The sequence below is a fragment of the Polyangium fumosum genome (assembly GCF_005144585.1).
Lineage (GTDB): Bacteria > Myxococcota_A > Polyangia > Polyangiales > Polyangiaceae > Polyangium > Polyangium fumosum.
Genome location: NZ_SSMQ01000001.1, coordinates 309,876 through 325,543 on the forward strand (window position 1 = coordinate 309,876; position 15,668 = coordinate 325,543).

Annotated in this window: 11 protein-coding genes; all 11 read left to right on the top strand. The window is 70.6% G+C overall.

Translation table 11 applies throughout. The features are described from left to right. Positions 1 to 70: 70 nt before the first annotated feature. The gene (locus E8A74_RS01250) at positions 71 to 1,696 is read left to right on the top strand and encodes an AgmX/PglI C-terminal domain-containing protein (RefSeq protein WP_136927027.1); all 1,626 of its coding nucleotides are present in this window, start codon (positions 71 to 73) and stop codon (positions 1,694 to 1,696) included. Between the two features lie 433 nt (positions 1,697 to 2,129). Beyond that, positions 2,130 to 3,377, top strand: a complete 1,248-nt coding sequence (locus tag E8A74_RS01255; RefSeq protein ID WP_232379313.1) for an AgmX/PglI C-terminal domain-containing protein — start codon at positions 2,130 to 2,132, stop codon at positions 3,375 to 3,377. 33 nt (positions 3,378 to 3,410) lie between these two features. Further along, positions 3,411 to 4,412, top strand: a complete 1,002-nt coding sequence (locus E8A74_RS01260) for an asparaginase (RefSeq protein WP_136927028.1) — start codon at positions 3,411 to 3,413, stop codon at positions 4,410 to 4,412. Then, positions 4,409 to 5,362, top strand: a complete 954-nt coding sequence (locus E8A74_RS01265) for a DMT family transporter (protein ID WP_232379314.1) — start codon at positions 4,409 to 4,411, stop codon at positions 5,360 to 5,362. Before E8A74_RS01260 ends, E8A74_RS01265 begins: the two co-directional genes overlap by 4 nt. Before the next feature lie 76 nt (positions 5,363 to 5,438). Next, positions 5,439 to 7,976, top strand: coding sequence for a glycosyltransferase (locus tag E8A74_RS54530; RefSeq protein WP_232379315.1), 2,538 nt, complete (start codon positions 5,439 to 5,441; stop codon positions 7,974 to 7,976). A gap of 111 nt (positions 7,977 to 8,087) precedes the next feature. Continuing rightward, complete coding sequence (locus E8A74_RS01280; RefSeq protein ID WP_136927029.1) at positions 8,088 to 8,762, top strand: ClpXP protease specificity-enhancing factor SspB; 675 nt, start codon at positions 8,088 to 8,090, stop codon at positions 8,760 to 8,762. A 58-nt stretch (positions 8,763 to 8,820) separates the two neighbouring features. Continuing rightward, a complete protein-coding gene (locus E8A74_RS01285; RefSeq protein WP_232379316.1) occupies positions 8,821 to 10,053 on the top strand; it encodes a branched-chain amino acid ABC transporter permease in 1,233 nt (410 codons plus the stop codon). After that, the gene (locus E8A74_RS01290) at positions 10,050 to 10,862 is read left to right on the top strand and encodes an ABC transporter ATP-binding protein (protein WP_136927030.1); all 813 of its coding nucleotides are present in this window, start codon (positions 10,050 to 10,052) and stop codon (positions 10,860 to 10,862) included. Before E8A74_RS01285 ends, E8A74_RS01290 begins: the two co-directional genes overlap by 4 nt. Then, positions 10,859 to 11,617 (top strand): ABC transporter ATP-binding protein, encoded by a 759-nt coding sequence (locus E8A74_RS01295; RefSeq protein WP_136927031.1) that lies wholly within the window; start codon positions 10,859 to 10,861, stop codon positions 11,615 to 11,617. Before E8A74_RS01290 ends, E8A74_RS01295 begins: the two co-directional genes overlap by 4 nt. Before the next feature lie 164 nt (positions 11,618 to 11,781). Next, complete coding sequence (locus E8A74_RS01300) at positions 11,782 to 12,150, top strand: response regulator (protein ID WP_136927032.1); 369 nt, start codon at positions 11,782 to 11,784, stop codon at positions 12,148 to 12,150. 214 nt (positions 12,151 to 12,364) lie between these two features. After that, positions 12,365 to 15,628, top strand: a complete 3,264-nt coding sequence (locus E8A74_RS01305; protein ID WP_136927033.1) for an MYXO-CTERM sorting domain-containing protein — start codon at positions 12,365 to 12,367, stop codon at positions 15,626 to 15,628. Positions 15,629 to 15,668: the final 40 nt, after the last annotated feature.

A 15,668-nucleotide genomic window follows, 5' to 3' on the forward strand; every position in this document is an offset into this window, starting at 1 on the left:
CGTAGCAGAGCTTCACGGAAACACGAGAGCGATCCCCGCCGCGCGCGGAGGAAATCAGGAGAGGTTTGTCATGGAGTATCGCAACGAGAAGAAGCAGGCACTCGACTCGAACAACCCGTTCGTCGCCAAGGCGCCCGTGGATCTTTTCGGCGCGACCCCGGCGCGCCCCTTCGATCCCCGCGCCCTCTTCGCCGACAAGGCGAGCGAGCCCGAGACGGTGGCCGCCGACGCGCCCGAGGGTTCGTACACGTACGCGCTCTTGAAGAGCGGCCCCGAGGTCCCCGCCGAGGAGTGCGAGCGCGCGGACGAGGCGGTCGAGATCATGATCCTGTGGGGCGACTCGATCCTCCACGTCGCGCACCTCTCGCCGGTTCGTCCGTTCCACGTCGGCGAGGAGAGCGCGGACTTCGTGATCCCCGCCGGCACGCTCGGCGCCTCGCGGCTCCCGGTGGTGCTCGTGGGCGCGGATGGCAAGGCGAGCGTCGTGGTTCCGGCGACGGCGAAGGCGACGATCGAGACCGAGGGCCGTCGCGCTCCGGTCGACGCGACGAACGCGATGCCGTGCGCGGCGCTCGCGGGCAGCGTCGAGGTCGCGCTCTCGCTCGGCGCGCGGGTGAAGGTGGAGATCGGCGGGCTCGTGATCCAGGTCGCGAGCGTGAAGGCGGGCCGCAAGGTCAAGGGCGGCGCGGTGGCGATGCAGGGCAAGGGTCTCTCCTGGCACGGCGTCTCCCTCGCGGTGCACGCGGGGTTGCTCGCAGCGGCCGCGTTTTTCCTCCCGCCCCTCGGCGTGACGGACGAGGACGCGATCTCGGACGAGGACAAGTACTTCATCCAGCACGCGCTCGACGTGAGCGCGGAGCGTGAGGAGGAGAAGAAGGAGACGCCCGAGCTCGCCGAGAACAACGAGAAGGCCCCCGGCGGCAGCTCCGGCGCGCGTGCGCAGGACAGCGAAGGCAAGATGGGCAGCACGACGAGCCACAAGACCGACGGCCGGTTCGCGCTCTCCGGGGACAAGAACAACACGGACCCGCAGATCGCGCGTCAGGCGGCGGTCGACGAGGCGCGCAACTTCGGCATGATCGGGCTGCTCAACGTGATGAACGGCGGCGACCCGAACGCCGTCACGGCGAAGTGGGGCGGCGACACCTCGTTCGGCAGCGACGATCGAAGCGCCCTCGGCAACATGTGGGGTTCGTCGATCGACGAGGCCGCGGGTTCGGGTGGTCTCGGCGTGTCGGGCCACGAGGAGGGTGGTGGTGGCAAGGGTGAAGGCATCGGGATCGATCGCATCGGGACCTACGGCGTGAACCTCGGCGGCCCCGGCGGCTTCAACCGCCAGCTCAAGCCGAAGGATCACAAGACGAGCGCGCCGATCATGCGTCCGCAGGGCGTCACGACGACCGGTCGTCTCCCGGCCGAGATCATCCAGCGGACCGTGCGGCAGAACTTCGGCCGCTTCCGGTTCTGCTACGAGCAGGGCCTGCGGACGAACCCGAACCTCCAGGGCCGCGTGGCCGTGCGGTTCGTGATCGGTCGCGACGGCAGCGTCTCGCAGGTGTCGAACGGCGGGTCGGATCTGCCCGACCAGAACGCGGTCTCCTGCGTGGTCCGCTCGTTCTACGGGATGAGCTTCCCGGCTCCGGAGGACGGCATCGTCACCGTGACGTACCCGATCATGTTCCAGCCCGGGAGCTGAAGGCTGATCCCGCGAAACAACGCCCCTCTCTGACCGCCGGGGCCACCTTCCACACCTGGAAGGTGGCCTCGGCGGTTTCCTTTTGTCGTCCTGCACCTGTGGGAGGTGGCCTCGGCGATCTCGTTCGTCGGCTGTGATGTGTGTGCGTCGGCGACGCCGACCTGCCTTGGGCACCTGGCACCTGTGGGAGGTGGCCGTGGCGATCTCCTTACGTCGACGGACACGTGTGTAGGCCGCGCATCCCGACCTCCTCGGGGGACAGGCACGTCCGTCACGTCGGCGCGGCAGGTCTCGTTCGCCGGCTGTGACGTGTGTGCGTCGTCGATCGAGGACGCGTACGGCGCCTGTGCGGCGCGTGAGCATCTCTTTCTGAGATGCCCGGCCTCATGTACTCTCGACGCGGGTCCTCGGCTGGAACGATCGGGAGGGTGACGTGGTCTCTGTCTCCGTGGCCTCCGATCCGCCGCTTCGGGATGCAAGGGTGAGCGCCGCTGCGCGCGCCATCGACGTCGTCGTGCGGTGGGGGAGCGACTGCGTGCTTGCCGCCGTGGAGCTCTCCCCGCCGCGCTCGTTCTTCGTGGGCGAAGACGAGGGCTGCGACGTCGTGTTGCCCGCCGAGATCGTGGGCGCATCCCGCGCGCCCGTGCTGCTCGCGCGGTGGGACGGCGACGTGCGCGCCGTCGTGCCGAAGGGCGCGCGTGTCGTCTTCGACGGCGAGGGCAAGCCGATGACGCCCGCCCGCGCCGTCGCGCGTGGGCTCGCGGAGGCCTCGCGTATCTACCGCGACGCCGCCGAGGTTCCGCTCGGGCCGGGCCGGACGATCGCCGTGCGCCTCGGTCCTTTCACGATCGAGATCACCGGCAGCGACGCCGCTCCCCGCGCGCCGCGCGCGCCCGTGCTCTCGCGTCGCCTCGGGCTCTCGCACCTCGCTTCGGTGCTGCTCCATCTACTCGTCTTCGCCGTCGTGGCCTCGCGGTTCCAGCCCATCCTCGACGACGACTTCGACGGCATCACGGACGATGACAAGTTCTTCATCCATCAGATGCTCCGCCGCGCCGACGAGAAGGAGATGGAAGGGCTTTACGCCGAGGAGATCGCAGGGTTCGAGCGCCGGGCGCGGCGGCGGCAACGGCGCGACCGCGCGGAGATGGACCTCGAAGCGGCGTGGATGCGCTCGCTCCAGGCGGCGGGCGAGCGCTGGAGCGCGGAGGAGTTCGCGCGTGCGCGCGCGGGTGAGCCCGAGGACGCCCGCGACACCGGCATGATCGGGCTGCTCTACGATCGCCCCCCGCGGCCCGCACCGACCGTGGCCCCGGTTGCTTTCGATGACCGCGCCTCCTCCAAGGCGACACAAGCGCAAGCGCGCCCGGGCGCCATGGCTCTGAGCGGTCGGCTGCCGCCGGAGGTCGTGCGGCGCATCATCCGGCAGAACTTCGGGCGCTTCCGGCTCTGTTACGAGAACGGCCTGCGGAACAATCCGAACCTCCAGGGGCGCGTCTCGGTGCGCTTCGTGATCGGGGCCGACGGCGCGGTGTCGAACGTCGGCAACGGCGGATCGGACATGCCCGACGGCGGCGTGGTCGCGTGCATCGTGCGCGCCTTCCACGGGCTGAGCTTTCCGCAGCCCGAAGGCGGAATCGTGACGGTGGTCTATCCCATGCTGTTCTCGCCGGGCGGATGAGCCAAACGCCGAACCTTTGCTAGGCTCGCGCCCGTGCGGCTCTTGCTGATCCACACGGGGGGGACGCTCATGATGCGCGGCGGCGATCCGACGCCGCTCGAACCCGACGTGTACACACGCGACCTCGTCGCGGAGCTGCCCGTCCTTCGCAAGCTCGCCGAGATCGAGACGAAGATCCTCTACAATCTCGACTCGGCCGACTTCCAGCCCCACCACTGGGTCGAGCTGGCAAAGACCGTGCACGCTTCGCTCGATCGGTACGACGGCTTCGTCATCGTGCACGGCACCGACACGATGGCCTACACCGCGAGCGCGCTCGCGTTCCTCCTGTCCGGCCTCGATCGTCCCGTGATCCTCACGGGCGCGCAGAAGCCGCTCGCGGACGTGCGCACCGACGCGCGGACGAACCTCGTCGACGCCTGTCATCTGGCGACGACGCGGGTCCCCGAGGTGGGCATCGCGTTCTACTCGGAGCTGCTCCGCGGCTGCCGCGCGACGAAGCTCGACGCGTGGGGGATGAAGGCCTTCGGCTCGCCCGCGTGCCCGCCGCTCGCGGAGCTCGGCCTCGGCGTGAACATCGCGCCGCACGTGCTCGCGCCGCGGCCGAGGTCGTCGTTCGACGGCCGGCTCGAGCCGCACGTGCTCGCGGTGCGCACGTTCCCGGGGCTCGATCCGCGGCTCTTGCACGGCGCGCTCGCGACGGGCGTGCGCGGCATGGTGATCGAGGCGTTCGGCGCGGGGAACGTGCCGCGGCTGGAGAACTCGCTCGTGCCCGTGCTGGAAGCGGCGCGCGCGGCGGACGTGCCCGTGGTGATCGTCAGCCAGTCGACGCGCGGCGCCGTGGATCTGACGCGGTACCACGGCGGCGTCGCGGCCGCGCGGGCGGGGGCGATCGGCGGCGGGGACATGACGACGGAGGCCGCGTTGACGAAGCTCATGATCGTGCTCGGTCGCGCGGAGGGCGCGAGCGAGGGCCGCACCGCGGCGGCGCGCGCGGCGTTCGCGGCGTCGTGGGCCGGCGAGATCAGCGTGTGAGCGGAGCGAACACAGCGCTCGGGGGGCGCGGTCGCGCGGCCTTGTTCGTCACGCTCGCGGGGTTCTGCTTCGCCGTGAGCGCGCCGATGGCGGTGGTGGCGAAGCCCGCGCACCCGCTGTTCATCGCGTTCGGGCGAGTCTTCCTCGCGTCGCTCCTGCTCTTCGCGTTCGATCCGGCGGGCGTCGTGCGGCACGCGCGCGCGCTGCCTTCGTCGGTGCGCCTTCGGATCCTCGCGTGCGGGGCGATGCTCGGCGCGCACTTCGCGTTGTTCCAGGTGGGCCTCTTCGCGACCTCGCTCCCGGCGGCGGTCTCGCTCATCTCGCTCGAACCGCTCAGCGTGGTCGTCTTTGCGTTCCTCGTGCACGGCGTGCGGCCGACGCGGCGCGAGCAGGTCGGCGTGCTGCTCGCGACAGCGGGCGCCGTGGTGATCGGGCGCGCGGCGGGCACGGGCGAGCACAAGCTGGCGGGCGATCTCTACGTGCTCGGCGCGGTCTCGCTCTACGGTCTCTACGTGGCGGCGGCGCGCGCGATCAAGGACGCCTTGCCGGCGCGGCACGCGGGCTCGTTGATCTATGGCGTCGCCGCGCTCGTGGTCTTCGTGGTCTTGCCGCCGCTCGGCGCGCTCGACGGCGTGACGAGCTTGCCCGCAAAGTCGTTCGTGGCCCTCGCGACGATCGCCGTCGTCCCGACGATCATCGGCCACACCTCGGTGCAGGCCGCGGCGCGCACGCTGCCGCCGGCGATCGTGGCGCTCGTGTCGCCGGGCGAGACGCTCGGCGGTCTCGTGCTCGGCGCGGCGTTCCTCGGCGCCAAACCCACGGGGATGGAGCTCCTCGGCGCGGCCATCATCCTCGCAGGCGTGCTCGTCGCGATCCTCGGACCCGAGCCCCGGACGGACGCGCCGCGCGTCGCGGAAGACCCGGACGCACGCAAAGCGCCCGGGGCGTGATCGAGGCGGATTTAGCGCTGGATCCAGCACATCCGCGCGCTTGACTCAGGCCTCTTCGAGGGGACGCTCGCGTGCGATGTACGCGAGCCTGTTCCAGTCCGTGCTGTTCCCTCTGTACGAGACCCACCTCCGCAAGCGCGACACGTTGCGCGCGCTCGCCGAGCTCGAACAGTCGCAGTGGCGCACGCCCGAAGAGGTCGCCGAGGACTCGTTCCGAAGGCTGCTCGAAGCGCTGCACCACGCCGAGAAACACGTGCCGTTTTACCGGCGTCGCTTCGCGGAGTACGGCGTGCGCGCGAGCCAGGTGAAGGCGCCCGCGGATCTCGCGGCCTTCCCGATCCTGACGAAGGAAGACGTGCGCCTCTCCAGCAAGGAGCTCGTCGCCGAGTCCCACGTGGGCACGCTCCACCAGGGCGCGACCGGAGGCTCGACCGGCGTGCCGGTGCGCTTCATGTACGATCATCCGACGTACGAGCGTCGTGTCGCCGCCGCGCTGCGCGCCGACGGCTGGGCCGGCGCCGTGATGGGCGAGAAGGAGCTGCACGTCTGGGGTCGCCCGCCCGGCGAGAAGAAGGGGTTCGACACGACGAAGCGCGCGGTGCACGAGGCGATCTGGCGGCGCAGGTACATCTCGACCTTCCACCTGCGCGCCGATCGGCTCGCCGACACGGTCCGCGAGATCGTCGATTACGCGCCGCGCGTGGTGATCGGTTACACGACGCCGCTCTTCCTCCTCGCGCGCGCCGCGCTGGAGCACGGCATCACGATCCCGCCGCCGCGGGGCATCATCACCTCCGCGGAGAAGCTCTTCGAGGCGCAACGCGAGGTCATCGAGCGCGCGTTCGGCGCGCCCGTCTTCGATCGCTACGGCTGCCGCGAGATGATGCTGATCGGCGCCGAATGCGAGCGGCACGAAGGCCTGCACGTGCACGCCGAGGGCGTGTTCGTCGAGCTTTGCAGCGATGGCCGCCCGGTCCCCGTGGGCACGCCCGGCGAGGTGCTCCTCACCGATCTCTACAACCGCGCGATGCCCCTCCTCCGCTACCGCAACGAGGACGTGGCCGTCGCCAAGGCCGGCGCCTGCGCGTGTGGTCGCGGGCTGCCGCGGCTCGCCTCGGTCGAGGGCCGCGTGCTCGATCTGCTCATCGGCGAGGACAGCCGCATCGTCGCCGGCGAGATGATCCCCTTCCTGTTCAAGGACCTGCCGGTCGAGCGCTACCAGGTCCACCAGCGCGCCGATCGCACGGTGACGCTGCGCATCGTCCCCGGGCCGAGCTACGGGCCCGAGGTGACGAAGCTCGTCGACGAGCGCCTGCGGCTCGTGCTCGGCGCGAACGCGCCGCTCACCGTGGAGCTCGTGCGCGACATCCCGCTCACCGCCGCGGGCAAACATCGGGTCACGGTCTCGGACGTGCCCGTGGATCTCGGCAGCGTGACGATCGAGAAGGCGAACGAGGACAAGCCCGCCGCGCGCGTCGCCGCGCCGAAGCCGCGCACGCGCGTCGCGCACGTGGTGCTCGGCCTTCGGGCAGGCGGGCTCGAGCGCGTGGTGCTCGACCTCGTGCAAGGGATCGATCGCGCGCGCTTCGATCCGATGGTGATCGCGCTCGACGAGCCGGGCGAGCTCGCGCCGCAGCTCGCGACGATGGACGTGCCGCTGCGGCTGCTGCTCAAGCGGGGGCAGGGGTTCGATCCGAGCGTGATCGGCGAGCTCTCGGATCTGTTCGGTCGTGAAGGGATCGACCTCGTGCACACGCACAACCCGCGCCCGCACGTGCACGGCGCGCTCGCAGCCCTCGCCGCGCGGCGCGTGACGGGCAAGCGGCCGCGCGTGGTCCACACGAAGCACGGGCGCAACTACCCGGACGACCTCGGGCGCGTGATCGCGAACCGCATGGCCTCGGCGCTCTCCGACCGGATCGTGGCCGTGAGCGACGACGCGCGGCGCGTGGCCTTGGAGATCGAGCGCGGCAGCGCGCGGCGGCTCGTGACGATCCGCAACGGCGTTGACACGCGCGCCTACAAGCCCGGCGACGCCCCGCGCGCGAGGCGGGTGCTCGACGTGCCCGCGGGCGTGCTCCACGTGGGCTGCGTGGCGCGCCTCTCGGCCGAGAAGGACCACGCCACGCTGATCACGGCCTTCGCGCGCGTGCGCACGAGCCACCCCGGCGCGCGGCTGACGCTCGTCGGCGAGGGGGCCGAGCGCGCTTCGCTCGAAGCGCTGGTCAAGACGTTCGGCCTGCACGGCGCGGTGAGCTTCCTCGGCCACCGCGACGACGTGGCCGCGCTCCTGCCCGGCTTCGACCTCTTCGCGCTCGCCTCGCGCACGGAGGGCACGAGCCTCACGCTCCTCGAAGCCGCGGCCGCGGGCCTGCCGATCGTGGCCACGCGGGTCGGCGGAAACCCCGAGGTCGTGACCGACGGCGAGACCGGCCTCCTCGTCCCGGCTGGACAGCCCGCCGCGCTCGCCGACGCGATCGGGAGCGTCTGGGCGCGCCCCGATCGCGCGCGCATGGGCGCCGCCGGCCGCGCGCTCGTGGAGGAACGTTACGGGATGAAAAAGATGCTCTCCGCCTACGAGACCCTGTACGCCGAGGTCTTGCGCCTCGCCTGAGGCTGCTTGGTCTCGACGCGCCCGCGCCGGCCTCCGAGCGGGCGCGCGCGGCGCTCGGCTCGCGCATTCCGGGCTTGGCGAGATGCGCGCTTACAGGGTATCGGAGAGAGGATGTCCGACGGTCACCAGAAGCTCCCGCCCAAAAAGGAGGTCGCGCTCGCCCTGCTCGAGGGGCCCAGCATGTACGTGCACCTCGACCCGCGACGTTCGGGCGTGCTGGTGCCGAAGCGCTTCCTCGACAAGCCGCAGCTCGTCCTGCAAATCGGGCTCAACATGTTCATCCCGATCCCCGACCTCAAGGTCGACGACGAGGGCATCTCCTGCACGCTCTCGTTCGATCGGGCCCCCTTCTGGTGCCGCATGCCCTGGAACGCGATCTACGCGCTCGTCGGTGAAGACGGCCGGGGGATGATGTGGCCGACCGACATCCCGCCCGAGGTGGTGGCGCAGATGCAGGCCCCGCCGCAGCAGGCGAAGGACGCGCAAAAGCCCGTGCCGAAGAGGCCGCGCCCCAGGCTCGCCGCCGTCGGCGACGCGCCGCCGGAGCCCGAGGAGAAGGCGCTCGCCGAGGATCCGGATTCGGCCCCGGCGTCGGCCCCGCCTCCCGAGGAGGCCGCCGCGAAGGAAGATGCCTCGGGCGAAGCGGCCGCGGCCGCGGAGAGCATCGCCGAAGAGCCGAAGACCGTGGAAGCGACGGAGTCTCCGCGCCCGCAGGCGGCGCCCGCGCAGCTCCCGGGGCGCAAGCCGCGCCGCGAGCTGCCGCCCTACCTGCGGGTGGTGAAGTAAGAACCCGCGTCGCTCCTGCTTGACCGTAGGAGCTGACCGCGCGAGTTTTCCACCGCCCATGTCCCCCTCGACGCTGGGAGACGGCGCTCGGACGAGCCGAGCCACGTCGACCAACCCCCTCCTGCGCCGCATCCTGGTCACGTTGGCCCTCATCGGCGCCGTCGTGGGGCTCGAATTCGCGTTCGACACGCTCGTGCCCGACGCGGCCCTGCAACAGCTCGTGCTGTTCGCCCTGGTCAACGTCGTCGTCGCCCTCTCGCTGAACGTCATCAACGGGATGGCGGGGCAGTTCTCGATCGGCCACGCGGGCTTCGTCGGGATCGGCGCGTACACGGCCGCGATCGTCGCGGGGCACATCCACAAGGCGCTCGGCGTCGACGACATCCTCTTCTCGAACTCGTTCCTCGTCATGCCCGCGGCGATCCTCGCTTCGGGCGTGGTGGCCGCGCTCTTCGGCTTCGTCGTGGGCCTGCCGAGCCTGAGGCTCCGCGGCGACTACCTCGCGATCGTCACGCTCGGCTTCGCCGAGATCTTCCGGTTGGTCATCGCGACCGCGCAGACGGGCGGCGACGTCGAGGGGCCGATCGCGCAGTTCCTCGCCTACCTCGGCGGGCAAAACGGGTATGCGGGGCCCGATCGCAACGGCGTGCCTCAGTACGCCGGCCCGTTCTGGATCTTCGGCGCGGCCGTGGTCGCTGTGATCATCGCGTGGCGGCTCAAGTTCTCGGGCTGGGGGCGCGCGCTCCGCGCGCTGCGCGAGGACGAGATCGCGACGGCCAGCGTGGGCGTCGATCCGACGCGGTACAAGGTGACCTCGTTCGTCATCGCGGCGACCGGGGCCGGCGTCGCGGGCGCGATGCTCGCGTCGATGCGCAACGGCAACCCCACCGTCCAGCCCGATCAGTTCACGTTCGCCTACTCGTTCGACGCGATCACCATGGTGATCCTCGGCGGCTCGGGCAGCGTGTCCGGCGCGATCGTGGGCGGCGTGTTCGTCACGTTCACCGTGAAGATGATCGAGCAGCTCCAGCGCTTCGAGTCGGTGCAGGCGCTCCAGGCAGCCTACCCCGCGCTCGACCTCAACGCGCTGCGCATGGTCGTCTACGCGTCCGTGCTGATCGGCCTCATGATCTTGCGCCCCGAGGGCATCTTCGGCGAGCGTGAGCTCTTCCGGCGCAAGCCCCGCCAGCGCGTCAGCCACGCTCCGCCCGAGCCCTTGCCTGCGCGCACCGAGGCGGAGGCGGATCCGAAGAGCGAGACCGGGCCCCTCACGGGGAAGGGGGAGAAGTGAGCGCGCTCGACCTCCAGGGCGTGACGAAGACCTTCGGCGGCCTGCGCGCCGTCGGGGGTGTGACCTTCAAGGTGCCCGAGCGCTCCATCTTCGGCCTCATCGGTCCGAACGGCGCGGGCAAGACGACGGTCTTCAACCTCGTGACTGGCGTTTACAAGCCGGATACGGGCTCGATCCGCTTCGCCGGCGAGGAGCTCTCGCAGCTCAAGCCCGCGCAGATCGCGCGCCGCGGCGTCGCGCGCACGTTCCAGAACATCCGCCTCTTCGGCCAGCTCACCGTGCTGGAGAACGTGCTCGTCGCCTGCGAGAACCGCAGGCGCTCGGGCCTGCTCTCGGCCCTGCTCCGCTCGCCCTCGTTTTTCCGCGACGAGGCCGAGATGCAGCGTCGCGCGATCGAGCTGCTCGCGATCTTCGACCTCGATGGACTCGCGGACGAGACCTCGACCTCGCTCTCCTACGGCAACCAGCGCCGGCTGGAGATCGCGCGCGCGATGATGCTCGAGCCGAAGATCCTGCTGCTCGACGAGCCGGCCGCGGGCATGAACTACGGCGAGGCCGAGGGCCTGAAGAAGCAGATCCGCTGGCTGCGCGACCGCTTCGATCTGACGGTCATCCTCGTCGAGCACAACATGCAGGTGGTCATGGGCGTGTGCGAGGAGATCCACGTGCTCGACCACGGCGAGACCATCGCCCACGGCACGCCCGAGGAGGTCCGCAAGGATCCCAAGGTGCTCGCCGCGTACCTCGGCGAAGAGACGCCGGACGAGGCCGCGGCTGCCGCAGCGGCCGAGGAGGAGGCCGCGACGTGAAGACCGCGCACCCGACGCGAAAGGCCCCCACGGCCGAGGTGGGCAAGCCGCTGCTCGTCGTGGAGAAGCTCGCCGTCTCGTATGGCGGCATCAAGGCGCTGAAGGGCGTGAGCCTGGAGGTGCGCCGCGGCGAGATCGTCGCGATGATCGGCGCGAACGGCGCGGGCAAGACGACGACGTTGAAGACGATCGTGCGGCTCTTGCCGATCACCACGGGCAAGGTCGTCTACGACGGCAAGGATCTCGCCGGGGTCCCGGCCGAGGAGATGGTGAGCTTCGGCATCTCCCTCGTGCCCGAGGGCCGCGCGATTTTCCCGAACCTGACGGTGCGCGAGAACCTGGAGATCGGCGCCTGGAACCACAAGAACCGCGCGACGATGGACGAGACGCTCGAGGACGTGGTGCGCCTCTTCCCGAGGCTCGGCGAGCGCATGAAGCAGGAGGGCGGCACGCTCTCGGGCGGTGAGCAGCAGATGCTCGCGATTGGCCGCGCGCTGATGGCCCGGCCCTCCATGCTCCTGCTCGACGAGCCCTCGCTCGGCATCGCGCCGCGCCTCGTCGCGGACATCTTCGAGGCGATCGCCCGGGTCGCGCAGGCCGGGACGACCATCCTGCTCGTCGAGCAGAACACGCGCCTGGCGCTGAAATACAGCATGCGGGCGTATGTGCTCCGTACCGGCGAGATCGCGATGACCGACGATTCGAAGGCGCTCGCGGCGAATGAAGAGGTCCGCGCGGCGTACCTCGGCGGCTAGCGCTCCCTGACCTCGCTCGCGCTGCGAAATGACGCGGCACGTGGTGTGCAAACGCGGACGCACGGATCGCGCTGCGCAGCCCGCGTCGCCGCGCCGAACCCGCTCTCCGCGCGTTCGCCGGTTCCTGGGCCCACGGGCGCGTCTTTTGCTAAGGGCGAACCATCATGGAATCTGCTGCTGCGATACGCGTCCTGGTCATCGACGAGAACCCCACGAGCGCCGGTAACCTCGCGACGTTCCTCTCCGCGCATCATTACGATGTGGCGACCTGCTCTGCCTTGGACGGGGCCCGGGATGTGGTCTCGTCGCGCAGGCCGCACGTGCTCGTGCTCGCGACGAAGGACCATCCGCACGCCGAGGTCGAGGAGGTGCGGAAGGTGTATCCTCGGCTGCCGCTCGTGCTGCTGACGGCGGAGGCGGGCCAGGAGCTTCTGCTCGACGTCGAGGCGTTCGCCCCCGCGGTTCCGGCGTCCCCTTCGCGCGGCTTTGGCCACATCGAGTCGGCCGTCGAAGCTGCAGCGCACTTTTCCTGACGTCCTGCAAGCCGACCTCCCCGGAGGGCGCCGCGTTCGTCGTGGCTCGATGGACACATGTGCGTGTCCCTGCACCACGCTTGCGCGGCGCAGCAGGAAAGGCGACCATTCGCCCCCCTGGTCGAAGGATCGACCAAGGACTGAGGCGCGCCCACGTTCCCCGGCGCGCCCTCGCCGAGGCTCCCGCCTCGTTCGCGCCCTTCCCGGAGGACCGATGTCGAAATTCAAGGGCTTCCTCGCCGTCCTTGCGGCGCTTTGCGTCTTCGTGTTCGCAGGGCGCGCCGAGGCGACGCATTTACGTTACGCCAACATCACCTGGAGCATCCCCGACCCGGTCTCGGCTCCACGCACCGTGCGCTTCGAGGTCACGACCGGTTGGCGCGCCACGTTCGTCGATTCCACGACGCTCTTCTTCGGCGACGGGACCTACCACGCCACGACGACAGGCGCGGTCATCGGGAGCGGGGTCGATGCCGCGGGCCTCGAGTACAAGGTCACCCGATACGCCGCGACGCACACCTACGCCGCGGCCGGCCAGTACATCGCGTATTTCGGTTCGTGCTGCCGCATCTCGGAGCTCGTCAACGGCGCCGACGATAACTTCCGCGTCGAGGCCAAGGTCGACTTGACGCCGGGCAACACGGGCAACGCCGTCTCGGTGGTGCCCGCGCTCATCCAGATGCAGGTGAACGGGATCCGCACGATCCAGATCCCCGCGACCGATCCCGATGGGACACCGGTCACCTGCCGCTTCTCCAACGCGGCGGAGATCGGCGACGCGGCCACGGTCAATCCCCCGAAGATTCCGGCCAACAACAACGCCCCGACGCTCGCCCCGAGCACGAACCCGCCGGGCTGCACGCTCACGTGGGACACGAACGGCGCCGTCGCGGGCCAATCGTATGCGGTTCAGGTGGTGCTCGAGTCGCCGAACGAGAACGACCTGACGCTCAAGAGCAGCGCCGTGCTCGACTTCATAATCGAGATGGTCCAGTCGCCCGTGCCGACGTGCACGGGCAGCGACAGCTTCGTCGTCGACATGGGCCAGAAGCTCGACACGAACTTCACGGGGGCGTCGAACTCGTTCCTCAAGATGACGTCGATCGGCTCGGTCGGCCTCCTGAACCCCATCCCCGGCACGACCAAGCCGAGCCCCTTCACGACGAACCTCACCTGGACGCCCGGCCCCGGCGAGGAGGGGACACACGTCCTCGCGATCGTGTACACGAACCAGCTCAACGTCAGCGGCTACTGCACGCTCACGGTGACGGTGCCGGAGTGCGCCGTGTACGGCACACCCTGCTCGACCGGCATCGGCGCCTGTTTGGGTACGGGTATCGAGCAGTGCCTCGGGCCCGACGTGATTTGCACCGCCGTGGCGAAGGCTCCGATGCCCGAGGTCTGCAACGGCATCGATGACGACTGCAACGACACGATCGACGACAACAACCCCGAGTCCGGCACGCCCTGCACGACGGGCCTGCCTCCGGTGTGCGGCGCGGGCGTGAACGACTGCAACGCAGGCGTGCTCGAGTGCGTGCCCGACGTCGCGCCCGGCAGCATCGTCGAGACCTGCAACGGGGTCGACGACGATTGCGACGGCACGACCGACGAGGGCTACGGCCTCGGCGTGTCCTGCATCGTGGGCGACGGCGTGTGCGAGGCGGTCGGCAAGATCGTCTGCGACGGGCCGGATGCCACGACCTGCGACGCGGTCCCCGGCGTTCCCACGACGGAGATGTGCGACGGCGCGGACAACGACTGCGACGGCGTGCCTGATGACGGCTTCGACGTCGGCACGTCCTGCATGGAGGGCCTCGGCGAGTGCGTGGCGAGCGGCGTGAACGTCTGCAAACCCGATGGCACCGGCGTGGTCTGCAACGCGGTGCTCGGGACGCCGACCCTCGAGATCTGCGGCGACGACAAGGACACCGACTGCGACGGCAACAACGAAAACGGCTGCGGCGACATGGACGGCGACGGCCTGTACGACGCCCTCGAAGAGCAAACCGGCACGAAGCCGGACGACGCCGACAGCGACGACGACGGCGTGCTCGACGGCGAGGAGCCCCAATGGGACGAGGACTCCGACGGCGACGGGCTCATCAACGCGCTCGATCCCGACAGCGATGACGACGGCCTGTTCGACGGCACCGAGCTCGGCAAGTCCTGCAACGATCCCGACACGGCCGCGCATCTCGGCCACTGCCGGCCCGACGCCGACGCCGGCCAGACGGGGACCGATCCGCTGAACCCCGACAGCGACGACGACGGCAAGAGCGACGGCTCGGAGGACCCGAACCTGAACGGCGCCGTCGACCCGGGCGAGGGCAACCCCGAGAACCCCGGCGACGCGAACACGACGAAGGACTTCGACGGCGACGGCCTCGGCGACGCGCTGGAGAAGACGCTCGGCACGGACGAGAAGGACGCGGACTCGGACGACGACGGCCTGCTCGACGGCGACGAGCGGAACCCGAGCGACGACACGGACGGCGACGGGCTCATCAACGTGCGTGACGTCGACAGCGACAACGACGCGCTCTTCGACGGCACCGAGGCGGGCAAGGGCTGCCAGCACCCGGCGACGAACGCCACGGCCGGTCATTGCCGCGCCGACGGCGATCTCGGCGGCACGAAGACCTCGCCCGTCGCGCGCGACACCGACGGCGGCTCGAAGAGCGACGGCTCCGAGGACGGCAACCTCAACGGCGTGATCGACTCGGGCGAGGGCAACCCGAACAACGAGTCCGACGACGCGAATGTCGTCGACACCGACGGCGACGGCCTGAGCGACGCGCTGGAGAAGGCGCTCGGCACGGGCGCGAACGACGCGGACACGGACGACGACGGCCTCGCCGACGGCGACGAGCCGAACCCGAGCGACGACACCGACGGCGACGGCGGGCGCAACGTGAAGGACGCGGACGCGGACAACGACGGTCTCGCCGACGGCACGGAGGCGGGCCGCCCGTGCGACGGCGAGGGGACGGACGCGGCCGCGCAGAAGTGCACCGCGGACGCGGATAACGGCGCGACGAAGACGCTCGTGCTCGTCGCGGACACGGACGGCGGCTCGAAGAGCGACGGCGCCGAGGACACGAACCTGAACGGCAAGCTCGACGCGGGCGAGACGAACCCGCTCTTCGCCGGCGACGACATCACGCAGCCCGAGTGCACGGCGGACGCGGACTGCGGCGGTGCGTCGAGCGGCACGATCTGCCAGGAGCAGCGCTGCGTCCCCGGCTGCCGCGGCGCCGGCGGCAACGGCTGCCCCGAAGGTCAGGTGTGCTCGTCGACGTCGGACGCGCCCGGCCTGTGCAAGGCCGAGCCGCCGCCGGACACCACCCCGGAGACGCCGGAGACCCCCGAGGGTTGCGGCTGCCGCACCGCGCCTGCGCAAGGCGGCGCGCTGCCCATCACGCTCACGCTCGTCGCGGGTCTCCTCTTCGCGACGCGCCGCCGCCGCGCGGCCTGAGCGCCCGCCCCGTCACCCCTCTCCCGCCGCTGCGGGAGAG